This is a genomic window from Streptomyces sp. HSW2009 (assembly GCF_040240285.1).
In the GTDB taxonomy this organism is placed as follows: domain Bacteria; phylum Actinomycetota; class Actinomycetes; order Streptomycetales; family Streptomycetaceae; genus Streptomyces.
Map to the genome: position 1 here is coordinate 1 of NZ_JBEHZD010000064.1, position 22,171 is coordinate 22,171.

The following is a 22,171-nucleotide window of genomic DNA, read 5'->3' on the forward strand; positions in this document are numbered from 1 at the left end:
GGGGGGGGGGGCGCGGGGGGGGGGGGGGTGTCGGGGGGGGGGGGGGGGGGGGGGCGGGCCCCGCGGGGGGGGGGGCGCCCGGCGGGGGGGCGGCCCCGCCGGGGGCGGCCCCGCCGGGGGCGGCTGGGCCGGGAGCGGCCCCGCCAGAAGTAGCCGGGCTGGGGGCGACCCCGCCAGGAGTAGCCGGGCTGGGAGTGGCCCCACCGGGAGTGACCGGACCGGGAGTGGCCGGGCTAGGAGTGGCCGGGCCGTCAGCCACGGCGGGCTCAGCCACAGACGCGCCACGAGCCCCACCGTTCCCAGAAGCCGACGCCCCACCACCCGAACCAGCCCCACCAGGCGCAGCCAGAGACCTGCCACCAGCCCCACCACCCCCGGTAGCTGACGCCCCACCGGGCACAACCGGCGACGCCCCGCGCCCCCCTCCCCCCGACCCGACCCGCTCCAACGGCTCCTCCGCCGACTCCACCACCTCCGCGAGCAGCGCCATCAGCCGCAACGCGGAGCGGCGGGCAGCACCGTGCAGGACGGGCCCGGTCGCCGGCACCTCAAGGACCTCCATCGCCTCGGCCGGCAGCCGTACCGGCTTGCCCCAGCGGATCGCGTGCGCCACCGCGTCGAGCACGGTGGCCGCCGCGGCCAGCAGGGCGCGTACGCGGTCCCGTTCGGGCCCGGTGGCCGGGGCGCCGACCACCGGATCGGCGAGCGAGGCGAGCACCGGCCGCAGCCGCTCGGCCAGCGCCCGGTAGCCGCGCAGTCCGCTGGGCCGGCGGCGGGCCTGTCGGGGCGTGAGCGAGGCGGCGTGCCGGGCGTTCATCAGCGGCTGCGGGTCGAAGGGCGCCACCGGGTCATCGCGCAGCCGGCGCGCGTAGTCCGCCTCGGCGGCGAACGCGTCGGCCAGCGCGTCGCGCTGCGCGCCCCACGGCCGGATCGGCACCAGCACGATGAGCACCGCCTGCACCAGCCCGCCGAAGGCGATCAGCACGGCGTGTTCGAGGGCGCCGAGCAGCGAGGTGGGCAGCGTGACCGTGATCAGCATGACGGCCACCATCTGGGTGGCGACCAGCCCGGAGACCGGCCCGACCGCCCACGCCATGCCGGCCAGCAGCGACCAGAGCGCGAGCAGCAGGACGAACGGCAGCGGGTGGGCGGCAGCCGCGTACCCGAGGAACGTGCTGACGGCGAGCCCGGCCGCGGCGGCGAGCGCCAGTACCGGCCGGGGCCGCCAACTGCGCTGGAAGGTCGCCACGCCGGAGGCGAACGCGCCGAACGCGGAGGCGACCGCGAGCGGCGGCGAGCCGAGCCACAGGATCAGCCCGATGACGATGGCGACCCCGCCCGCGCCGCGCAGCGCCACCAGCGGTTCAAGCCGGGTGCGCTCGATGGTCAGGCCGGTGCGGGCGGTCTCCTTGAAGGCGCGCAACCAGGTCATACGGCGAGAATACGGCGCTGATCATGGCAAATGCGGGCGGGGTGGCGGGGCGAGGGCGCGGCGACCGCGCTCCGGCCCGCGCAGCACACCCGCCGCCCCGGCCCGCACATCGACCCCGCCGCCCCGCCCGCCCGTGGGGGGGGCGGCCCCCCCCCCCCCCCCCCCCCCCCCCCCCCCCCCCCCCCCGCGGGCGCCCCCCCCCCCACCACGCACGGCACACGCCGCATGGCTGCCCACCGCTCAGGGGGGGGGGCTGGCGTTCAAGGGGCTGGCGCTCAGGCGTCCGGCGCCTGGCAACTGATCTCGGTCAGCTTCATCGGCTTGCTGGCGTCAAGACCCACGTACGCGGTGAAGACCTGGGTGTCCTGGCCCTCGCCCCAGTGCGTGGTGACCGGCGCCCAGCCCACACCCGCCGAAGCGGCGGTGGTGACGGGCCCGATCTCGATGTCCTCGGGCGTGTTCTGGGCACAGAGCAACAGGTCGTAGTCCGGGGTCTGGGCGGCCTTCTCCTTCAGTTCCTCGGTGACCAGGTGTTCGCGCTCCCAGGCGCTGGGCCCGTGGTGACCGTAGAAGGACTTCAGGAAGTGGCGGACCTGCTTCGCGTCGTACTGCTTGCCGCCCGGGTCGACGCTGGACGGCCGGTCCGCTGCGGCCGACGCCGGGCCGGCGAAGCCGAGGCCGAGCCCGGCGGTGGCGAGCAGCCCGGCGGCGAGCAGGGCGGTGCGCCGCGGGCGGCGTGAAGTGCGCATCATGGTGATCCCCTCCAAGGAGAGTTTTGTACCGATTAGCGCGCCTATGTGGCGTTACTAGAAGAGACACGGGGGACGCGCGAAAGGTTGCACCCCGGGGTGAACCGATCCCCCGACCGGCGAGGCCCGGGCCGGCCGGGCCCACCCGGACCAGCGCCGCCCCGGCCGCGGCCAGGCATGCGAACGGGCCCGGCCGGCAACCGCCGCACCGGGCCCGCGGCCCATCACTACTGGCCGCGACCGGTTGCTACGGGTCTCCACCGGTCACGACCCGGCCCCTACCGGACGGCGACGAGTCCGGTGATCGACGGGTTGAGCCGGTCGTGGTAGCGGAAGACGCCGCGCACCGGGAAGGTCCGCCGGAAGCTCTGCCCCGGGGTGAGCACCCCGCTGTCCCAGCCGAGCCCGTCGGACGAGGTGACGGTGTGGTCGAAGCGGTCGTTGTTGGTCCAGCGGACGGTGTCACCCCGTCTGATGGTGACGTCCTGCGGTACGAACCGGCCGTCCTCGATGATCACGATCACCTCGGCGGCGGGCCGGACCGCGGTGGAGGCGGCGGCCGACGGCTGCTGGAGCAGCAGCCCGAGCGAGAGTGCCGCCAGCAGGGCGGCGATCAGCCGGAACAGCGGGGCGGCGGGCACGGCGAGGGCTGCGGTTACGGAGCGTACGGCGGGGGCGGACGGGTCAGCGGAGGCGGCGGGGGCGGCGGGGCCAGTCGGGTCGGCGAGTACGGTGCGGCGTTTCATGAGCGGCCTTTCGTCGGCTTCGCGGCGCTTGCACAAGGCCCCGACCCGCGCACCCGTGCCAGACCGTGCAGCCCGTGCGCGAAGGCCGACGCCACTTCGCCTAACGCCTCCCCCGGCCCCGCCAGTACGGCCCCTCACCCGGACGCGCCGCCGACGCCGCCCACGTCCGCGGTCGCCCCCGCACCGACCCGGGGCGCACCCGAGCGCGGTACGGGCCACGCGGCCCCGCCGTACGGGGTCGCCCCACCGCGACCCCCGGGCGCGCGACGTCCGCCGTACGGGGCGCGCGCCGCACGAGGAGGGTGCGACGGACGGCGGTGTACGGCGGACGGGACGTGCGGCCGGCCGGGCGCGCGGCGGGGCTCCGTGCCTGATCGGCCGAACGAGCCTGCCCAGCCCGCCCAACCCGCCTAACCCACCGGGACGAACTTGCTGGTCACGTTGCCGACGTGGTCGGGCTCCCGCACCACGTCCAGGTGCAGCTCCGGCTTGCCCTCGGAGAAGTCCAGTTGCGACAGCTCGACCCACACCACGTTGGGGCTCGTGGTGGACTCGTAGAAGTACCGGCCTTCGGTGAGGTCGGCGACGGTGCGCCAGCGCGTGGTCGAGATGTTCGGCCGCACCTCGTCCGCGGTGCCGAACGGAGCGGAGGCGTTCCGGACCACGCTGAACATGTACGCCGCCGCTTCGCGCGCGTCCGAGGTGCTCGGAAGCTGCGCGGAGTAGTACGCGGCGCGGGCGAAGCGGTCCGGCGAGTCGACGCCGCCCGGCAACGGCTGATCGCCGCCGAGCCCTTCGTACCGCTTCTTGAGCTCCAACTGCTCTTCGTACCAAGGGGAGTTCGCCATCACGGTGTACTCCTTGCTCTTGTGGACGACGGACTTGCCGTCACGGAACTCGATGATGGCCGAGTTGCCGTCCTTGTCCGCGAGCGCGAGGTGACCGGTGCCCGGCTTCTCGCCGAGGTCCTTCGTGATGAGCTGTACGTTGTCGTTCTCGATCTTCGCCACCGCGTCGTCCACGTTGTCGAAGCAGTCGAGCAGGCACTGGATCGCCCAGAACAGCTCAAGCCCGGGGCGCGAGGGGTCGCGCTCGCCGTACTCCGCCTCGGCGAGGTAGAGCCCGCAGACCTCAAGCCCCGCCTCGTTGATGCCGTCGACGGCCGCCTCCCGGTACATGAGCGAGACGACGCTGCCGAACCGTGAGGTCCAGGTGAAGTTGCCCGGGGCCGTGGGCGAGCTGGGCAGGCTCTGGCGCTCCACACCACGCGGGCGCACGGCCAGGATGGTGTCCGTGTCCTGGTACCAGTCCATGCTCCGGCCGACCAGCACGTTGCCCTGGGCGGGGCCGCCTTGCGCCATACGGGAATGGCCCTGTGACGACCATAGGATTCGTGTACACATGCCGCGGATTATGGGCACCGTGGTGGCAGTTTTGAGAGGTGCTCCGGCCGGCGTTCACCCCATCGAGTACTCGCCGCCGCGGACGCGCCCCGTGGGCCCCGAACGTGCCGTATGCCGCGCCACTTGCCGTACGCGCCGGGCGCCTGCACGGCAGGGCTCGTACGGCCGGGCTCGTACGGCTGGCCTCGTACGAGCGGGCCACTCTCGATCCGGGGCCCGCGGTCCGGCCCGTCCGGACGACCGCCCCGACCGATCGCCCGGCGCACCACGGGGCGGGGGCGCACCGCGGCCCGGCGTACGGGGCGGCCCCGCCGCGCGACGGGCGGCGCGCGGGCCCACCCACCGAACCGCACCGCACCGCACCGCACCGCAAAGCACCGCTAACCGAGGACGAACGGCGGCAGCTTGGCGACCGCAGCCGCCAACGCGACGCTGAGGGTGCGCTCATCCGCGAGGTCGTCGACGGAGGCCCACCGCCGCCGGTGCCGGTAGACGTGCGCGCAGGGGCTCGCCCCGCCGTCGGCCACGTCCGCGTCCGCGCCCGTCACCCACCCCCCGTCCACGACGATGACCAGCCGCTCCGCCGCGTCCGGCGTGTCCGAAAGCTGGTCGACGGCGAGTACGCGATGGCTGTTGGGCAGGGTCAGCCCGATGGCGTGGGCGATGCGCCCGGCGGCCTCCATCACCCGCTCCCCGACCCGCAGCCCGGTACTGGGCGCCCGCCACGCGCCCGACCCGTCGTGCACCTGGAGTACCTGCGGCCACCCGTCCACCACCTCGCCCGGCGCGTCGGCGTCCACCGGCTGCCACACCAGCAACGTCACGCACACCTCGTGCGCGTCTTCCCTCACGAGGCACCGCCGGCCAGGCTCGTACGGACGGCCGCCGGGGTGAGCCCGCAGTCGTCGGGCGCCTTCCCGTTGGTGGTCATGACGCCGGCGCCGTCACCCCCGTCGCACCAGAAGAAACTGCCGGGCCCGGCGAAGGCGTCGAGCGCGAGTTGTACGCGGCGCGGGTTGGGCCGCAACACGGTGGCGCCGCGGGCGTCGCGGTCGAACAGGGCTTCCTCGTAAGCGAGTTGGAACTCGATGTCGGTGGCGTCCGCCCACTCACATGTCGGCTCGTCACGCCAGGCGCGAGTGAGAAAGAACCGCAGAACGACGCCGCAGACGGCCCGTACGGCGTGCTCCCCGGTCAACACACGGGCCCGCGTCCCGAGCCGCGCGGCGACGGCAAGCACCCGGGGCTCACCGCCACCCACCGGCGCCGCCCCGCCCCCGCACTCCCCCCTCACGACCGCCCCTCGCGCCCCGACACCGACGCTGCCCCCTCCTGCCGGTGCCGCGGGCAACGGCACGGCGCCCAGGCGGTGGAGCAGAGCTGCGCCTCGAACTCGCTCCGGGTGAGGGATTCGGGGTCGATGCGGATGGTGGTGGGGGCGGCGAGGGGGATGGGCGGCTCACCGGGACGTTGGCGGTAGACCTTGAGGGTCATGGTGTGTTGCATGCAACGACTCGTTCCGGACGGGGACGACGAACACCCGGGCGGCGCTCCGCGTCGGGCATCGACCTCAATCACCGGTTGTGATCAGGCACTTACAGAGTTCTCCCGTCGGGGCTACGATCGCAACGAATGACCCGTTCCGGCCACAGCCGACCCACGGCCGTGACGGAGAAAGTTCTGACACACACCGAAAGGGGTCCCCATGGCACGTCGGGGACGCGGAGTTGATAGGGACGCGGGCGCGTCTCCATCACCGCCTGGAAGCGAACTCGCCGTAACGGCCGCACAGTTGTTCGGGCGCTTCATAAAGCAGAGCCGCGAACGCGCGGGACGGACGCAAGCCGAACTCGGCGAAATCGCCCATCTGGATCGCTCCATGGTCGCGAAGATCGAAGCCGGCGAACGCGTACCCGACAAGCGGCAGGTCGTAGCGTGGGAAGAGCTCCTGGAAGTCGGCGATGAGCTGTCGGATCTGTGGCGTGAAGTCGACTGGTATCCGGCTATTCCACGACGTGACTGGTTCGAGCGGCGCATTCAAATGGAGCGGGAAGCGACTGCGCTACGCACCTATCAGAACCAGTACGTTCCGGGACTGATGCAAACGGAGGCATACGCGCGCGCCGTCTATGCGCAAGCGGTGAGGCGCCCCGACAACCTCAAGCGCTGCATCGAGGCCCGACTTCAGAGACAAGATCGCTTCCTCAGGCAGTGCCCCGAAAGCCCGCTACTTTCCGCCATCTTGACTGAAGAATCCCTCCGCACAGTCATGGGTGGGCCAGAGGTCATGGCTGAACAGTGCGCGCACCTCGTACGCCTCACTGAGCTGGCAAATTTCATCATTCAGGTCGTTCCGTCGGACTGCCCGACAGTGGTGCGTCCGATCACAGCAATGTCCATTATCTCGATGCCAAACGGCCGAGATTGGGTCTACTCAGAATCGGTTGATTCCGGCCACTTTGTCAATGATCCTGCCCAGGTCCAGGAATTGACGCTCCTCTATGCTCGACTGGCAGCGGACGCCCTCTCAACGGCTGAGTCCGCTCAGTTCATCCGGAACGTGATGGAGGGATTTCAGTGACCGCTGAACCCACTTCGGCGAAGTGGTTCAAGAGCAGCTACAGCGGCTACCAAGGCGACTGCATCGAGGTCGGAGCCGGTGTCCCGAGCACCGTCCCGGTCCGCGACAGTAAGGACCCGCACGGCCCGACCCTCACCTTCGAACCGGCTGCCTGGACCGCGTTCGTCACGGGCGTGAAGGCTGGCGACTTCGACGCCTAACCCCGACTTCGCACGACAGAGCCCCCGACCACGCGGCAAGTGGTCGGGGGCTCATCGGCGACCTAGCGCAATCGCCGAGGGTTGCACCAGAGTTGAGTAACCCAACCCTGAAAGGTTGCGATCCCATGGCAGAACAGTGGATCAAGAGCAGCTACAGCGGCGTCGAAGCGAACGCCTGCCTGGAGTGGGCGCCCCTCCGCATCTCCACGACGGGCAAGGTGCCGGTCCGCGACAGCAAGGAGCCGAGCGGCCCGACCCTCGCCTTCGCACCGGCCGCGTGGGCCACATTCATCACGGCCGTCAAGGCGAACGACTTCCAAGCCTGACAGCAGGCCGCACGACAGGCGCCGACCGATCACCGACATGGCTCGGGGACCTCGACGCCCTAGCTCAACTGAAAGCCTAGATAGCAGAGTTGAGAATCTCACCTCAAGGAGGTTGCGGCCCATGACCGAACGGTGGATCAAGAGCAGTCACAGCGGCACCCAGGGCGACTGCGTTGAGGTCGACACTGGCGTGCCGGACAGCGTCCCCGTCCGCGACAGCAAGAAGCCGCACGGCCCGATCCTCACCTTCGAACCGGCCACCTGGAACACGTTCCTCACGAGCGTGAAGGTCGGCGACTTCGACGCCTGACGGCCGCTTCGTACGACGGCACCCGAACATTCGCCGACAGGGTCGGCGCCTTAACGATCCAGCCCGGCTGAACACCGATGCCGCCAGAGTTGAACCTCGGACCAGAAAGGTTGCGACCATGACCGAGCGGTGGATCAAAAGCAGCTACAGCGGCAACAACGGCGGCGACTGCATTGAGATCGACGCCGGCGCGCCGGCCAGCGTCCCCGTCCGCGACAGCAAAGACCCGAGCGGCCCAGCGCTCACCTTCCAACAGGCCACCTGGACCGCGTTCCTCACGGCCGTCAAAGCGGGCGACCTCCAGGGCTGACACCCACTTCGTACGACGGAGCCCCCGACCACGCGGCAAATGGTCGGGGGCTCTGCCCGGTCCGTCAGGCGGGGGCGTCGGGGGTTACTTGACCGCCTCAATGACCAGCGTCGGCGGGTGGTCGATGTAGCGCTGCCAGTACTCCTCCCCGTACTGGGCGATCCCCTCCTCCGAGATCTGCCACGACGGCCAGCGCACCTGCGTGAAACCGGCCTCGCGCAACGCGGACTCGTACGTGCTGGCCAGCCACAGGTAGAACTCGATGTCGACCGGGCGCCCACCCATCGTCGTGTGCGCGCGCACCTTCGACCCCTCGGCGCGGGGTCGGGGCACGGTGGCCGTGATGCCGAACGGGCCGTAGTAGTCGGGTTCATCGGCCATGTCGTAGTTGGCGCAGTTGGTCACCAGGCGCCCGCCCGGCCGCAGCGCCCGGCTGGCGGTGCGACACATGGCCACCAACTCGTCCCTGCTGGCGCTGTAATGCAGCACGTTGACGCCGGTGACGAGGTCGAAGGCGGCCGGCTCGATGTCCTCGTGGGCCTGGGACACGTCGCCGACGTGGTAGACGATGCCGAGGAGTTCGTCCGCTTCGCGCTCGCGGGCCGTCTCCACCATGGCCGCGGAGATCTCCAGCCCCACCACCCGGCCGGCCCCCGCCCGCTTGATCCGCCGGGTCCAAATCCCCGTACCCGCACCGAGATCCAACACGTCGAGCCCGCTCACGTCCCCCATCACCGCACGGAAGGTGGGTTCCTCCGCGTGCCGCGCATAGGTGAGAACGTTCAAGGTGTCGTCATACACTTCGGCCGTCTCGTCGTACTGCGTACTTCCCACTCCACACCATCCCGCACTCTCGGCAGTCACTCGCTTACCTTGCGTATGGGTGCCCGTGCATCGCGCGGCCTACGCGAGGCGCAGGGCGCACCACTCACGCGCGTGGGCGTAACCGCGGGCGGGCGCGAACGGGCAAGGGCGCGGGCGCGGACGGACGCATACGGCATGGGCGCGAGCGCCGCGGGAGCGGGGTGCTCCGATCGGGCCATCGACATGTCAGGCAGATGCGGGCCCGTACGCGATCCCCGATCCCCCGATCCTTCGGCGATGCCCTCTGGGAGTATGAGCGGGGGGCGGGCCTCGCGTTTGGGCAAGCATGTGCAAAGCCGCTCTGGCGCCGCTACTCAGGAAGGGTGAGCCCTGCGCGAGCGGGGGTGGTCCGACCGGGGTCGTGGTCTCCGTCGCCCCGTAGGCGTGAGCCCTGCGCGAGCGGGGGTGATCCGTATTGGGAAGCGTGACCAGCGCACATCACGAGGTGAGCCCCGCGCGAGCGGGGGTGTTCCGCTGATCACGCGTACGAGCATTGGTTCTCCAGGGTGGTCCCCGCGCGAGATGCCATCAGACTGGCGCCGGCCCGTACCCACCGATCACCCCGCGACACCACCACACCCCTGAGATCATGGGCAGATGACGAACCCTACCCATGGTCAAGAACGCGCAAAGCCGATCTAACGTTGCAGCTCAGGAAGGGTGGTCCCCGCGCGAGCGGGGGTGTTCCGTGTGCGTCTCGATTTCCTGCGTGCCGCACAGGGTGGTCCCCGCGCGAGCGGGGGTGTTCCGGTCACCTACCGATCCGCGACGGTCATCAGCGCGTGGGCCCCGCGCGAGCGGGGGTGGTCCGCGGTTGAGCTTGGCCGGCCAGGTCTTGCCGGTGTGGTCCCCGCGCGAGCAAGGGTGTTCCGGCGACCCTGCTCCTCGACGCGCTCCTGGAGGCGTGGTCCCCGCGCGAGCGGGGGTGTTCCGCAGAGCACCGCGGCCAAGAGGGCCCGCGCTGCGTGAGCCCCGCGCGAGCGGGGGTGTTCCGTCGAAGGGGCAGCAGAAGCCCTGCGCCCCGTCGTGGTCCCCGCGCGAGCGGGGGTGTTCCGTTGCGGTTGCACGAGGTGGGGCCGACGTTGGTGTGAGCCCCGCGCGAGCGGGGGTGTTCCGGCGCCGGGATGAGCGTGAACGACCCGTACGACGTGGTCCCCGCGCGAGCGGGGGTGTTCCGTACGGCGCGCTGGGCGCGATGCGCCTGTCTTGGTGGGCCCCGCGCGAGCGGGGGTGTTCCGGACGGGGACCGGCTCCCGTCCGTACGGCAGATGTGGGCCCCGCGCGAGCGGGGGTGTTCCGGCCCGCTCGTGCTTCCCAGGGCTGGCTACTTCGTGGTCCCCGCGCGAGCGGGGGTGTTCCGACGCCATCACCTCCGAGGAGAAGACGTGACCAGTGGTCCCCGCGCGAGCGGGGGTGTTCCGGACGCGAAGCCGCCGAGGATGCGGCGCTTCTCGTGGTCCCCGCGCGAGCGGGGGTGTTCCGGAGCCCTCCCGTGGACCACGATCGCCCTGCCCGTGGTCCCCGCGCGAGCGGGGGTGGTCCGTCGAGCTGTACCGCGTCGTCGATCGTCTCGTTGTGGTCCCCGCGCGAGCGGGGGTGGTCCGGGAGGGGCCTGGCCCGGGCGGGGTGTCCTGGTGTGGTCCCCGCACGAGCGGGGGTGTCCCCATCAAACGAGGCGCCAGGCACCAGCCGTCACACCCACCACGAGTCGGACGGATCGTCCAGCCAAGCCCGCTGACCCGCCGGCGTGACCGTCAGGCCGAAGCGGTCGATGCCCGGGCCGCCCTCTCCGGCCCACCACGCGTGCGCGGCCTCCACCTCGTCCCACAGGCGGCGGGGGCCGGACTGGTGGACGGTTGCGGCGGGCGGTTCGGCTCCGGCCTCGGTTCCGCGGAACGTCACCGCAGCCCAGGAGGGGCCGTTCAGGTCGAAGAACCACGCCCGCGTCGTCGCCGCGTCCACGCGATTGACCACGTGCGCGCAGGCGGGGACGCGCAGGCCGATGGCGAAGCGTACGGCGTCGTAGCGGTCGCCCAGGTCAGCCGGCGTGAGATGGGTTGCGGTCACCTCGGCGGCGCCGGGGAAGCGGGGGACGTGGTCGCGGAAACGGTTCCAGTCCAGGCGTTGGTCACGCAGCTTCATGAACTCGACCATGCGCAGGAACGGGCCCGATGCGGTGCCGTCGGCGGCGACGGTCAGCCGGACCAGCGCATCCTGGTCGCTGAAGTGGGTGCCCCACGGGGCGAGCACGACGCCGCCGGGGCGCACCTGTTGCCGCCAGGCAGGCGGCACAACGCGTACGCCCGCGGTGGCGATCAGCCGGTCGTACGGAGCGGCCGGCGGCCAACCCGCCGCACCGTCCCCGCAGATGACCTCGGGCGCGAGACCGGCGCACCGCAACGCGTCGCGCGCTCGATCGGCCACCGCCGCGTCGATCTCGACGCTCACCACCCCGCTGCCGCCGCCCAGCCGTTGCGCGAGGAGGCCCGCGTTCCAGCCGGTGCCGGTACCGACTTCGAGCACTCGCATGCCATCGCGAACGTCCAGGTCACGCAACATGCCGGCGACGACGGACGGCATGCTGGCGGAACTGCTCGGCGTGTTCCCCGGCTCCGGGCCCGCGTGCTGGCCGTCGTCCCACTGGGTGACGATCGGTACGTTGGCATCGGCGGCCCGCTGCCAGGCCGCGGGGTCCTCGCGGCGGTCGACGGGGGTGCTGCGGCCGGTCGCCATGTCGTGCACCCAGACCAACTCGGGCAGAAAGGCCGCCCGCGGCACGGCCGCGAACGCCTCCGCCCAGTCGGCCGTGAGAACGCCAGCTTCGAGTAGCGTCCCCGCCAACTCCGCGCGTGGGCCGTCCTGTTCGGAATCAAACCTCACTTGCGATGCGTCCCGCCGCCGGGCGGCATCTTCCCGTCCGGAGGCGGCGGAGGCGGCGGCGTCCACGGCTGCCCGGGGTGACCGTCCCCTTCCTCACCCTCGCCCCCACCCTGCCCGTGCCCGGCGGCCCTGCTGACGTGTGTGCCCATCGCCCCCACTCCTCGTACGTGCCTCGACTGACGCTCCCGGCGACGCGTACCGCACGTACGTCGCTGGCGCCCGCCACCCAGCATGTCGACCGACGGGGCCACTGGCGCGGCGCTGGAGTGGACTTGTTGAAGCACTCGAAGCACTGAGCGCCCACACCGCACGCCAGGCGCGCCCCTCTTGTGGGGGTGGGGGTGGAGGGGGCGACTTGGTGCGTGGTTGTGTGTGAGTGGGGTGGGTTCGCACTGTGGGTTGGGTTGGTGTTGTGGGGTGGCCCCGCGCAGGCGGGGTTAATCCGACGAGACCCCCAACGCCCAGGATCACCTGGACACGCGCCCCGCGGGGCGGGGTGGGCCCCGGCTGCCCGAACCTTGCTCAGATTCGACGCTTCGGCCCCAGCCTCTGGAAGTATGAGCGGATGGCGAACCGCACTCGTGGTCAAGGAAGTGCAAAGCCGGTCTAACGTCGCAGCTCGGGAAGGGTGGGCCCCGCGCGAGCGGGGGTGTTCCGGCGGCAGCAGTGGAGTTGCTGCGGTCTGGGCGGTGGGCCCCGCGCGCGCGGGGGTGTTCCGTTCCAGAGCGAGACGCGTGAGCGGATGGTCCCGTGAGCCCCGCGCGAGCGGGGGTGTTCCGGATAATCCGCCGATGCCTGATGTGTTGCGCAAGTGAGCCCCGCGCGAGCGGGGGTGTTCCGACGAAAACCGCCCCCGTCCGTCCATCACGTGGTCCCCGCGCGAGCGGGGGTGTTCCACACTGCTCTGCCGTCGACCCGGTGATGCCGTAGTGGTCCCCGCGCGAGCGGGGGTGGTCCGCTGCTCCCCGCGCTGACCCCATTGGTGAAGGCGTGGTCCCCGCGCGAGCGGGGGTGGTCCGCGACCGCGAAGCGGCCCGCCTGGCACCCCCGGTGGTCCCCGCGCGAGCGGGGGGTCCTCTAGCCGCGGTCGCGTAGGAGGACACATGGGAGTGAGCCCGGTGTGAGCGGGGGTGTTCCGGGTGTCGCCAACGCCCACCGGGTCGCGATCCTGAGTTCCCCGCGCGAGCGGGGGTGTTCCGTCTAAACGAACCCACCAACGCTCGCTAAGCGCGTGAGCCCCGCACCAGCGGGGACTAAGCCCACCACATGCCAGCCCGACACACAGACCACCACCCCACGCACAGACCCGCACCCACCGCACTCCGTCCCGGCCGGCCAACAACCAGCATGGGGAGCGCTCCCGGCGGCTATCGTCCAACCAGCCTGGAGCGTCTCCCTGTGATCAGCGGTGGAGCAGCGATTAAGGGGCCACGGCGCGGCCCAAGAGGGTTCCGATGTGGCCAGGATGGGGCGCCCCGAGGATCTTCACATCGACCGCCTCGAATCCGGCCCGGGTCAGCAGACGCTCCCACACGGCCGGTCGATAGCTGTAGCGGTAGGTGAACATTGCTTTGCCGGCGAAGCCACCCTTGTACATGCCCTGCGGCCCGTACGCGCCGGGGATGGCAGGGGGTTGCGAGAAGACGAAGACACTGTGGGGATTGAGCCGCTGGCGGACGAGTGGGAACAGGCGGCTCGGGTCTGTGAACCAGGCGGCTCCAAAGATCGAATAGACGGCGTCGTACGTGTCTTCGTGCTCACTCAGGTACTCCAGGACTTCGGAGCACACGAACTCTGCGCCGGTGGCGGCCCACTTCGCGGTGGTCTTCTTGATCATTACGGGGGACAGATCTACCCCGCGAGCGGTAACGCCGAGTTGGGCGAGGCGGGCGAGTGCCCGGCCGGTGCCGCATCCGATTTCCAGGACGGAACGTGGGTTGCCGAGTAGGTCAGGACCGGGGCCGTGGCCCGCGTACTGGGTCCAGCAGAAGTTCGGCTCGGCTTCGTCATCGAAGGCAGAGGCCGCGTAGGCGTCCCATAGTTCTGCTTCAACGGCGATGTCGTGTCGTGCGGGCAAGGCGAGTCCTTCGGAGGGGTGGGCCGGCCGCTACCCCCACAGGACGAGGGCAGCGACCGGCTATGCGGTTCAGTGGCTGTCGGGGACCTTGTTGTCACACGGCGAGCAGTCTGTGCCATCGATGGCCCACAGTTCCTCGTCCACGTCGAAGCCGATGGACTTCAGAAAGTCGGCCGTACGCAGGCACAGCCCGTCGCGACGGCGCTCAACGAACGGGGCGTGGTGCTTGTAGCGGCCCTCGTTGTACACGTCGCAGAGCGCCCACCACACAGGCGTGTCGAGAATGAGCTGATGCACTCCGACGTCTACGAGCTTGCCGACGCCCAGATGGACTTCGGGGTGCTCCATGCAGCCAACGGTGTACATCACCGCGTTCCCGAGGATTCGCTCTGCCATGTCACGGACCATCGCGTGGTCACGGAGAAGCAGAGCGACTTCGCGCTCCCAGAGGGTCATGCCGCTGTCCAGCACGTTGATCGTCAAGTGCTTGACGTGGGGCTGGACGAAGTTGAGGAGTTCCTTCGGTTCCCGCGTGCGGGTGCTCGCGGGGCGGTCGAGCATGAGGGTCACGGGCTACTCCTTCGAAGACGAACCCGAAAAAGGACGTACTGACAACAGCTCCGGGCGGCGATAGCACGCACCAACCTGGTCGAGCGTCGTACGCGGAGTTCCGGGTGGTGACGTGATCAGCACCGTCGCGCGCTGTCACGATGGACAGGACAGTAGGGACTCGGAGTTATGGCCGTGGCGCAATGTTCTCGAATGTTCTCGTCATCCGGTCGAATGTTCCTGCTTGGTCTCGCGCGAGGGGGTGCGCTCCGTGGTGCAGGCCAGCCAGCGACCGCGATGCTGAGCTGACAAGGCCCCACACCAGGGAGGCGAACCGTGGCACGGCGACTGCGCTTCAATGGCACCGACAGCAGGAACGGCAACTGCCCCGCCGTTCATGAAGATCTTGACTCGGGTGAGATCCTCGTCCAGGGAACGCCCCTCACCGATCCCCAGGACATCAGCCAACTCCAGCACTTCGGTCCGGGGGACGTGGCGGTGGTCGTGCCACGTGAATTACTCGTCCATCACGGGCCCAAGGAGGTCACCCACGTGCCCACGCTGATCGACCAGGCGGAGTTCGGACAGCTCTTCACGACGTTCGAGCACTCGGCCTGGCACCTGGAGACCCGGCAGGGCTACGCGTCGGACCGGGAAGACCCCGGGTACGCCGAGTTCCTCGCAACAGGTACGACCCCGTACGACCTGGACAGCGAGTGGTGCGTGAACATTCGCCAGCAGACAACCGACGGCAAGTACGTGGGACGGGTACGCGTCGTCGATGACCCGCCGACCGATGGACAGTTGTTCCTGCTCGCCTACGCGGGATGCAACGCGGCCACCGGCGAGGACGTACGCAACCTCTGGCGCGAGGAAGCAAAGCAACTCCGACTGCCGGACGAAGACTTCTGGATCTTCGACAGTCGGCTGGTGGCCGTGCTGCGCTTCGATGACCAGGACGTCTTCCACGACGTGGAGGTCATCACCGAACCCGCCGAAGTCCTGCGGTACTGCCAGATCCGCGACGCCGCCGTGCACGGCTCCGTACCGTACGACGAGTTCGCGGCACGACTCGGCGCCGCCCGCTAACGAGCGAACCGGTGAGCACGGACTTCCAGCAGGCCAGGCGGGCCCTTGGGCTACGCCTGCGGGAACTGCGGCTGTCCGCTGCGGGAGGACGGCTCACCGGTACGCGGCTGGCCCAGCGGCTGGGCTGGCCGCACTCCAAGGTCTACAAGTTGGAGAACGGGCAGCAGACCGCCACCAGCGAAGACCTGCGCGCCTGGGCAGAAGGCATCGGCCGGCCGGAGGTCTTCGCCGAACTGGACGCCCGGCTCAAGGGGTTCGAATCCCACATCCGCTCCTGGCGCCGGCAGTTGGCCGCCGGCCACCGACCCGTCCAGGACAGATGGAACCTTGAGGTCGGGCGGTCTCAGGCCGTGCGCGTCTGGGAGGAGTCCGTGGTTCCCGGCATGCTCCAGACGGCCGATTACGCGCGGCATATCTTCCTGCGCTACGCCGACCTCCACGGCTCGGTGCGCGACACGGATGCCGCGGTCCGCGCCCGGATGCGGCGTCAGGAGTGGCTGTACGAAACGGGACGGAAGTTCCACGCGCTGGTATGGGAAGGGGCCCTCCACGCCCTGATCTGTCCCCCGCCCGTACTCACCAGCCAACTCGATCGTCTCGCCGGCGTCATCGGCATGGACACGGTGGAACTGGGGATCGTCCCGCTCTCCGCCCCGCTCAGGCTCCCACCCGCCAACGGCTTCTGCCTCCTGGACGACCGGCTCGTGGTCGCCGAGGACTGGCATGCGGAACTGTGGCTCGACGACGCTGACAGCGTGACGACGTACGCGCGCGTGTGGGCCACGCTCCGGGAGTCCGCCGTGTACGGCGCTGACGCACAGAAACTCATCGGCGCGGTGCGGCGGGCCGTACGTGCGCGCTGATGCTTTCGGTAGGGCGTGGTCGGGTTGGTGCGGCCCGTGTCCAGCGATCGTCCGGCGGCTCCGTCCCACCCCTGAGATCATGGGCGGGTGGCGAGCCCCGCTCTTGATCAAGCACGCGTAAAGCCGGTCTAACATTGCAGGTCAGGAAGGGTGAGCCCCGCGCGAGCGGGGGTGTTCCGGAGAGGCAGCGGCCCATCCCACGCGGCGCATCGTGAGCCCCGCGCGAGCGGGGGTGTTCCGCTGACGCGGTGGCTCGACGCCCAGTTCAACGCGTGAGCCCCGCGCGAGCGGGGGTGTTCCGTTCCTGGACTGGGTCACCCAGTGGGCGGAGCAGTGGTCCCCGCGCGAGCGGGGGTGTTCCGCCATGTCCACTCCAGGTGTGTGATGTGGTGCGGTGGTCCCCGCGCGAGCGAGGGTGTTCCGGGTCGTGTAATGGCGCTGCGGGTCATGTGGCTGTGGTCCCCGCGCGAGCGTGGGTGTTCCGGCCGCCCGCCGCCGGGCCGGTGAGGTGGCCATGTGGGCCCCGCGCGAGCTGGGGTGTTCCGTTCGAGATCCGGGGCCGCCTGGGCAGGTGAGCCCCGCAAGGACGGGCAGCCAGACCAACACCGGCGGCAGCTATCCCCCTGCGGCACGGGCGCCAACGATCCTGCCTACTCGGGCCGCTCGCCCAGCCTCACTCCGCCCCACCCAGAACCCGGTCAAGCGCCACCTTCGCCTCACGCGCCGGAAGGCCCGTAGCCTCGCGCCACGTCTTGATCGCCTGCATGCGGTCACCCGCCCGGGCTTGGGCCACTGCCAGACGTACGAACGCGGGGTGGCCCGGCAAAGAGGCAGGGAGGGGCCGGCCGCGGGGGTCGCCTTCGCGGCCACTGGGGTCGTGGGTGTCCAGGGCCGTGTGGAGAGAATGCAAGGGGGCGGACGCCGTGGGGGCGGCAGTGCGGGTTGCCGCGAGGTGCCAGCGGAACTCCGGAGGCTGCGGGCCCTCGCCCTCCAAACCGATGCCCAACAAGCCTGGATCATCGAGGAGTTGGCAGAGGTTGTAGATGACCTCGTGCTGCATCTCGCGCACCACGTCCGTCAGGTCATCGGGGTCCACACCACAAGCCAACACCCGGTGCAGGGCAGTGGCCTCCGCGTCGCCAGCAGGGCGCACAGACAGTGACGAGCCACCCACCGCAGACGACCCACCCAACGCCTCCGCAAGCCAGGGCGCAGGACCACCACCCGAGGCCCCGTCCTCAACGACCACCAGGCCCCACAGCGCGTCAAGAAACGCCTCACGGGCACGAAGCGGCCAGTCGTCGCCCGGGGCTGCGCTTGCGCTTGCACTATCGACCATGGACCCAGCCTGTCAGAGGCGGCGGGCGCCCCGGGCATACGCCCCTACCAGGGCCCGCGAGATGCCATCAGACTGGTGCCAGCCCGTATCCACCGATCGCTCCGCGCCACCGCCACAACCCCTGAGATCATGGACAGATGATGAGCCCTACCCATGGTCAAGGAAGTGCAAAGCCGGTCTAACGTTGCAGCTCAGGAAGGGTGGTCCCCGCGCGAGCGGGGGTGGTCCGTTACCCCGTCCGGCCGGGTGGCGTGGTGCCATGTGGTCCCCGCGCGAGCGGGGGTGGTCCGCGCGAGTCGACAGCCGTGGGTCTATTCGGCACGTGGTCCCCGCGCGAGCGGGGGTGGTCCGTCGGCTCCGGCATCAGCATGGTCAACGGCGTCGTGGTCCCCGCGCGAGCGGGGGTGGTCCGCCTCGCCCTACGTCTGGGCGCCGCCTCCCTGCGTGGTCCCCGCGCGAGCGGGGGTGGTCCGAGCCCGTCTCAGGTCTTCCGGGGGATCGATGAGTGGTCCCCGCGCGAGCGGGGGTGGTCCGCCGCAGGCGAAGCTCATGTCCGAGAACTCCGAGTGGTCCCCGCGCGAGCGGGGGTGGTCCGCTCACGGTGTCCGTCCCCGACAGCGGCAGCGGGTGGTCCCCGCGCGAGCGGGGGTGGTCCGAGCGGCATCATGCTCGCCATGGCGGAAGTGGTGTGGTCGCCGCGCGAGCGGGGGTGGTCCGCGGTCCACTGGGTGGTTGGGGCCGGGCTCTACGTGGCCCCCGCGCGAGCGGGGGTGTTCCGCGGGTGACGAGTCGCGAGTCGAACAGCCAGAAGTGGTCCCCGCGCGAGCGGGGGTGGTCCGCAGTGCCGGCGGGACGCAGCAGACGTACCGCAGTGGTCCCCGCGCCAGCGGAGGCGCCCTAACCCTCGGTGCGATCCCAATGCAACTGTGGCAGCGCCCCCACACAAACAGAGCACCCCCCCCCCCCCCCCCCCCCAAAAGAAGAAAGCACCCCCGGCGGAAATCCCACCCCACCGGGGGCACTCCTGTGCTGATGCCCGCTGCGGCGAACCGCGCCGCAACTGCCCTACCAGCGGGGGCAATCCGGATGAGCGGGGCTGGCCAACCCGGTCGTGGCTGGGTGGGGTGGCCAGGGGGTCGCTTCAAACGGTTGGGCTGCCGCCCGGGGTTAGGGGGCGGCCCCGCCAAGTGGGGGCGCTACTGCGCGAGGTGGGCCGCCACCGTCCGCAGGATTTCCTGCGGGCTGTGGGAGGCGTGTACCTCGGGGACCTCCACCTCGTGCAGCGTCTGGCCTTCGCTGGCCACGATGACCGCGTACTCGGCAGACTTGCGCGCCTGCGACGCGTGGCCCTGCTGGACGGCCACGACCTCGCCGCTCTGCGAGGTGATAACCGTGAGCTTCATGAGAAGCCACCCCCTTGGAGGTTGTGCGTGCCGGGCTCGCCGCCGACGTTGCGGATGGTCACGCCGTACTCGGTGAAACCGTTGCCGTTCTTGCGCTTGCTGTGGTTGAACGCGATGTGCGCCGGGCCGTTCCCGGACGGCTTGACGTCCGGCCAGGCCGTCTGCGCACCGCGGTCGCCGCCGTTGAAGCTGAACGTCCAGCCGGTCTGAGCTCCGGCCGCCAGCGTCACGACGCCACCGACATTGTTGAATGCCACGACTTCTTCCTTTCTCTTTTCCGAAGCCGAAGGCCGCCCGCCCTGAATTCCTTCCGCGGACCCCCGCCGGATATCCTTCTCATTCATCCGGCGAGGGGTGCGGAATTCGGGCGACCCATGGGCATCGTGGCAGCGAAATAGGACGCCTGCTATCACTCAAAAGAAGGATATTCTCGGCATTATCGTGTCGTTCCGCCCATGTAATGGTGAATCACCACAGCAGGGTGCGTACGTCGCGCAGGGCGCAGGGCAGCGCCGGCTGCCCATCCGTCACCCACGCCACCACTTCACCCCGGCCATCCGCACCCCCACACCCCCGCCCGCGCAGCCCTCAGGCAATCAACTCGCACCACACGACCTTGCCGCTTCCACGCGCCTGCCGGCCGCGCCCCGCGAGCCGGTAGCAGCTCCAGTCATCCGCGCACTCGCTGATCAGCCGCATCCCTCTGCCGCTCTCCTGGGACAGGTCACCGGTGTCCGGGCCCGGCGGCTGCGGGAGTTCAGTACTCGTATCGCGCACGCTGATCCGTAGCACCCCGGCCCGCCAGTCCACGCGGAGCGAAGCCGAACCGCGCGCATAGCGGTACGCGTTGCTGGCCAGCTCGGAAACCAGCAGCTCAGCGCGGTCCAACAGGGCGAGGGGGCCATGCGCGCGCAGCACGGTCCGTACCAGGGCGCGGGCCACCCCGGGGGCCAGCGGGCTGTGCGGCAGATACAGGGTGTACCGCCAAGCGCCCACCTGGGCGGGCATGGTCCGCACGGCGTGGGCGACAGCCGGGGTGACGGGGACGGTGGGGGCGACTGAGGCATCGGCGATCATGGGCTTTCCCCTCTGTGAAGGACGATCCACCGCTGCCCGTGTCCTTGCCGCCGGGCGCCGCCACGCCCTCGCGACCGCAAGCAGCGGTGCATCTCCGGACGCAGAAAGTCCCGCATTCGGTTCATGAGCGAAAGTTCGCACATCAGGGCCAGAGGTGGATGTTCCGGCCGCACTCCCCCTACCAGCGCCGGCGAGCGCGTCCCTCCCGCGCGACGCGCCCCCACCCCACCGCGAAACGACCATCAGCCCACCGGCCGCCCCGCCGTGGCCCGTCGCTCTCACGGCAGGGAGACTGGGGCGGAATTCCTCGGCGGCCCTATCGAGTGTCGAATGCCGCGTATCGATTACCGAGAAACCACTTCTCCCCTTCTCTGCGCCTCCACGAAGAAAGTCGGAGGAATGCCGCTACGGGAATTCTACGCGAGGCACCCCACGCGCCCGCGGAACCCGCACCCCGCCCCGTACCGGAAATCCCCCGCGTAAGGGCCACGCCCAGAAAAGCGCGCCAAGAAAGCCCGCTCAGAGAAGCCCAACCTGAAAAGCCCAACCTGAAAAGCAAAGGCAAGAAACGCGAATCCCCCGCGGCAGCGGACCCCGCGGCCCCCTCAGCCCACCGCGCGGCGGATCAGGTCCGTGATGCGGTCCGCCACCTCGTCCGTCACCTCGGTCAGCGCGAAGGCGGTCGGCCACATGGTGCCCTCGTCCAGTTGGGCGGGGTCGTTGAAGCCCAGCGTGGCGTACCGGGACTTGAACTTGCCGGCGCTCTGGAAGAAGCAGAGCACCTTGCCGTCGAGCGCGTACGCAGGCATGCCGTACCAGAGCTTGGGGGCCAGGGTGGGGGCTTGGGTGGTGATGAGGGTGTGCACCCGCTCGGCGATGGTGCGGTCCGTGCCGGTCATCTCGGCGATCTTGTCGACCACGTCCTGGGCCGCCTCCGCCTCCTTGTCGGCGCGGGATCTGCGGCGGGACGCCTTCTTCAGCTCCTGTGCGTGTTCCTTCATCGCCGCCCGCTCCTCGGGCGAGAAACCCTCGTGCGCGCTGTCGTCGGCCTTGCTCATGGTGCGTCCCCTCGTCGGTCGGGCACGGTGCCTGACCTTGCGTGGGGACACTAACTCGGGGCACTGACAATCGGCCCCCGGACGGTCCGTCCGCGGGACCGCCGTCCGGGGGTACGGAGGGAGCGAGGGAGCGGTGGCCGCCCCGACCAGCCCGGCCGGCCCAGGCCCAACCCACCCAGCCCGGCCAAGGCCCAATCCAGTCAGCCCGGCCGGCCCAGGCCAACCCGCGTCAGCTCACCCGTGGCTGGGGAAGCCCAGGTCCACGCCGCCGTCCTCGGGGTCGGGCCAGCGCGTGGTGACCACCTTGCCGCGGGTGTAGAAGTGCACGCCGTCGTTGCCGTAGACGTGGTGGTCGCCGAAGATCGAGTCCTTCCAGCCGCCGAAGGAGTGGTAGCCGACCGGGACCGGGATCGGCACGTTCACGCCGACCATGCCGGCCTGGACCTCCAACTGGAAGCGGCGGGCCGCGCCGCCGTCCCGGGTGAAGATGGCGGTGCCGTTGCCGTACGGGGAGGCGTTGATCAGCGCCACGCCCTCCTCGTAGGTGTCCACCCGCAACACGCTCAGCACCGGGCCGAAGATCTCGTCGCGGTACGCGTCCGAGGTGACCGAGACCCTGTCGAGCAGCGACAGGCCGAGCCAGTGGCCGCCCTCCAGGCCGGCGACCGTGAAGCCCGTACCGTCGAGGACCACGTCGGCGCCCTGCGCGGGCGCCGCGCGCACGTACTCCGCGACCCGGTCCCGGTGCGCCTTGGTGATCAGCGGGCCCATCTCGGCCGTCGGTGAGGTCCCGGGGCCGATCTCGATCTTGGCGGCGCGGGCCACGATCTTCTCGATCAGCGGGTCGGCGGTGGCGCCGACCGCGACGATCGCGGAGATGGCCATGCAGCGCTCGCCGGCCGAGCCGTACGCGGC

At 70.6% G+C, this 22,171-nt stretch carries 25 protein-coding genes and 3 CRISPR repeat arrays; of the genes, 7 read left to right on the top strand and 18 right to left on the bottom strand.

From position 1 onward, the window contains the following. From AAHZ94_RS07905 to AAHZ94_RS07940, 8 genes are all read right to left on the bottom strand, one after another. Positions 1–1,432, bottom strand: a 1,432-nt coding sequence (locus tag AAHZ94_RS07905; protein ID WP_349991667.1) for an FUSC family membrane protein, incomplete at its 3' end; no start/stop codon positions are given. Further along, the gene (locus tag AAHZ94_RS07910; protein WP_349991669.1) at positions 1,429–1,659 is read right to left on the bottom strand and encodes a hypothetical protein; all 231 of its coding nucleotides are present in this window, start codon (positions 1,657–1,659) and stop codon (positions 1,429–1,431) included. The genes AAHZ94_RS07910 and AAHZ94_RS07905, both read right to left, overlap by 4 nt. Before the next feature lie 48 nt (positions 1,660–1,707). Then, positions 1,708–2,184, bottom strand: coding sequence for a hypothetical protein (locus AAHZ94_RS07915; protein WP_349991671.1), 477 nt, complete (start codon positions 2,182–2,184; stop codon positions 1,708–1,710). Between the two features lie 275 nt (positions 2,185–2,459). Further along, positions 2,460–2,927, bottom strand: a complete 468-nt coding sequence (locus AAHZ94_RS07920; protein ID WP_349991673.1) for a cupredoxin domain-containing protein — start codon at positions 2,925–2,927, stop codon at positions 2,460–2,462. Between the two features lie 410 nt (positions 2,928–3,337). Further along, positions 3,338–4,288, bottom strand: coding sequence for a linear amide C-N hydrolase (locus tag AAHZ94_RS07925; RefSeq protein WP_349991675.1), 951 nt, complete (start codon positions 4,286–4,288; stop codon positions 3,338–3,340). A 422-nt stretch (positions 4,289–4,710) separates the two neighbouring features. Then, positions 4,711–5,181, bottom strand: a complete 471-nt coding sequence (locus AAHZ94_RS07930; RefSeq protein ID WP_349991677.1) for a hypothetical protein — start codon at positions 5,179–5,181, stop codon at positions 4,711–4,713. Continuing rightward, entirely contained in the window at positions 5,178–5,531 is a 354-nt protein-coding gene (locus tag AAHZ94_RS07935; RefSeq protein ID WP_349991679.1) for a hypothetical protein, read from the bottom strand. Before AAHZ94_RS07935 ends, AAHZ94_RS07930 begins: the two co-directional genes overlap by 4 nt. An 89-nt stretch (positions 5,532–5,620) precedes the next feature. Further along, the gene (locus AAHZ94_RS07940) at positions 5,621–5,836 is read right to left on the bottom strand and encodes a hypothetical protein (protein WP_349991680.1); all 216 of its coding nucleotides are present in this window, start codon (positions 5,834–5,836) and stop codon (positions 5,621–5,623) included. A 199-nt stretch (positions 5,837–6,035) separates the two neighbouring features. On the opposite strand from AAHZ94_RS07940, the gene AAHZ94_RS07945 reads away from it, so the two are divergent. The 5 genes from AAHZ94_RS07945 (at position 6,036) to AAHZ94_RS07965 (ending at position 8,057) form a co-directional block, all read left to right on the top strand. Next, positions 6,036–6,911: a helix-turn-helix domain-containing protein gene (locus AAHZ94_RS07945; RefSeq protein WP_349991682.1), complete on the top strand. Its 876-nt coding sequence runs from the start codon at positions 6,036–6,038 to the stop codon at positions 6,909–6,911. Next, positions 6,902–7,111 (top strand): DUF397 domain-containing protein, encoded by a 210-nt coding sequence (locus AAHZ94_RS07950; protein ID WP_502964601.1) that lies wholly within the window; start codon positions 6,902–6,904, stop codon positions 7,109–7,111. Before AAHZ94_RS07945 ends, AAHZ94_RS07950 begins: the two co-directional genes overlap by 10 nt. A gap of 125 nt (positions 7,112–7,236) precedes the next feature. After that, positions 7,237–7,437 (top strand): DUF397 domain-containing protein, encoded by a 201-nt coding sequence (locus tag AAHZ94_RS07955; RefSeq protein ID WP_349991685.1) that lies wholly within the window; start codon positions 7,237–7,239, stop codon positions 7,435–7,437. A 121-nt stretch (positions 7,438–7,558) separates the two neighbouring features. Continuing rightward, positions 7,559–7,747 carry a DUF397 domain-containing protein gene (locus AAHZ94_RS07960; RefSeq protein ID WP_349991687.1) on the top strand — a complete coding sequence of 63 codons (189 nt, stop codon included), beginning with the start codon at positions 7,559–7,561 and terminating at the stop codon, positions 7,745–7,747. 118 nt (positions 7,748–7,865) lie between these two features. Continuing rightward, complete coding sequence (locus AAHZ94_RS07965) at positions 7,866–8,057, top strand: DUF397 domain-containing protein (protein WP_349991688.1); 192 nt, start codon at positions 7,866–7,868, stop codon at positions 8,055–8,057. Positions 8,058–8,141: 84 nt separating this feature from the next. On the opposite strand, the gene AAHZ94_RS07970 is transcribed toward AAHZ94_RS07965, so the two are convergent. The 4 genes from AAHZ94_RS07970 to AAHZ94_RS07985 form a co-directional block, all read right to left on the bottom strand. Next, on the bottom strand, positions 8,142–8,891 hold the full coding sequence (locus tag AAHZ94_RS07970; RefSeq protein ID WP_349991690.1) for a class I SAM-dependent methyltransferase: 750 nt from the start codon (positions 8,889–8,891) through the stop codon (positions 8,142–8,144). 695 nt (positions 8,892–9,586) lie between these two features. Then, a CRISPR array of direct repeats spans positions 9,587–10,586; the repeat unit is 24 nt; unit sequence CCCCGCGCGAGCGGGGGTGTTCCG. Positions 10,587–10,613: 27 nt separating this feature from the next. Further along, positions 10,614–11,801, bottom strand: coding sequence for a methyltransferase domain-containing protein (locus tag AAHZ94_RS07975; RefSeq protein ID WP_349991692.1), 1,188 nt, complete (start codon positions 11,799–11,801; stop codon positions 10,614–10,616). A gap of 628 nt (positions 11,802–12,429) precedes the next feature. After that, positions 12,430–12,821: direct repeats of the CRISPR family, unit length 29 nt; unit sequence GTGAGCCCCGCGCGAGCGGGGGTGTTCCG. A gap of 400 nt (positions 12,822–13,221) precedes the next feature. Beyond that, a complete protein-coding gene (locus tag AAHZ94_RS07980; RefSeq protein ID WP_349991693.1) occupies positions 13,222–13,878 on the bottom strand; it encodes a class I SAM-dependent methyltransferase in 657 nt (218 codons plus the stop codon). 69 nt (positions 13,879–13,947) lie between these two features. Beyond that, positions 13,948–14,448: a hypothetical protein gene (locus AAHZ94_RS07985; protein WP_349991695.1), complete on the bottom strand. Its 501-nt coding sequence runs from the start codon at positions 14,446–14,448 to the stop codon at positions 13,948–13,950. A gap of 315 nt (positions 14,449–14,763) precedes the next feature. Between AAHZ94_RS07985 and AAHZ94_RS07990 the strand changes: the two genes are divergently transcribed. Next, positions 14,764–15,516, top strand: a complete 753-nt coding sequence (locus AAHZ94_RS07990; RefSeq protein ID WP_349991696.1) for a DUF6879 family protein — start codon at positions 14,764–14,766, stop codon at positions 15,514–15,516. A gap of 11 nt (positions 15,517–15,527) precedes the next feature. Beyond that, positions 15,528–16,379 carry a helix-turn-helix domain-containing protein gene (locus tag AAHZ94_RS07995; RefSeq protein WP_349991697.1) on the top strand — a complete coding sequence of 284 codons (852 nt, stop codon included), beginning with the start codon at positions 15,528–15,530 and terminating at the stop codon, positions 16,377–16,379. A 155-nt stretch (positions 16,380–16,534) separates the two neighbouring features. Continuing rightward, positions 16,535–16,925: a CRISPR direct-repeat array (repeat unit 24 nt; unit sequence CCCCGCGCGAGCGGGGGTGTTCCG). A gap of 127 nt (positions 16,926–17,052) precedes the next feature. On the opposite strand, the gene AAHZ94_RS08000 is transcribed toward AAHZ94_RS07995, so the two are convergent. The 6 genes from AAHZ94_RS08000 to AAHZ94_RS08025 all read right to left on the bottom strand — a co-directional run. After that, positions 17,053–17,718 carry a hypothetical protein gene (locus tag AAHZ94_RS08000; RefSeq protein WP_349991698.1) on the bottom strand — a complete coding sequence of 222 codons (666 nt, stop codon included), beginning with the start codon at positions 17,716–17,718 and terminating at the stop codon, positions 17,053–17,055. Between the two features lie 1,196 nt (positions 17,719–18,914). Next, positions 18,915–19,121, bottom strand: coding sequence for a hypothetical protein (locus AAHZ94_RS08005; RefSeq protein WP_349991699.1), 207 nt, complete (start codon positions 19,119–19,121; stop codon positions 18,915–18,917). Continuing rightward, positions 19,118–19,378 carry a hypothetical protein gene (locus AAHZ94_RS08010; protein ID WP_349991701.1) on the bottom strand — a complete coding sequence of 87 codons (261 nt, stop codon included), beginning with the start codon at positions 19,376–19,378 and terminating at the stop codon, positions 19,118–19,120. Before AAHZ94_RS08010 ends, AAHZ94_RS08005 begins: the two co-directional genes overlap by 4 nt. Positions 19,379–19,709: 331 nt before the next feature. Then, positions 19,710–20,198 carry an ATP-binding protein gene (locus AAHZ94_RS08015; protein ID WP_349991703.1) on the bottom strand — a complete coding sequence of 163 codons (489 nt, stop codon included), beginning with the start codon at positions 20,196–20,198 and terminating at the stop codon, positions 19,710–19,712. A gap of 605 nt (positions 20,199–20,803) precedes the next feature. Then, the gene (locus AAHZ94_RS08020; protein WP_349991705.1) at positions 20,804–21,256 is read right to left on the bottom strand and encodes an iron chaperone; all 453 of its coding nucleotides are present in this window, start codon (positions 21,254–21,256) and stop codon (positions 20,804–20,806) included. Between the two features lie 234 nt (positions 21,257–21,490). Continuing rightward, positions 21,491–22,171: aldehyde dehydrogenase family protein (locus tag AAHZ94_RS08025; RefSeq protein ID WP_349991707.1), on the bottom strand; the 681-nt coding region annotated here is incomplete at its 5' end.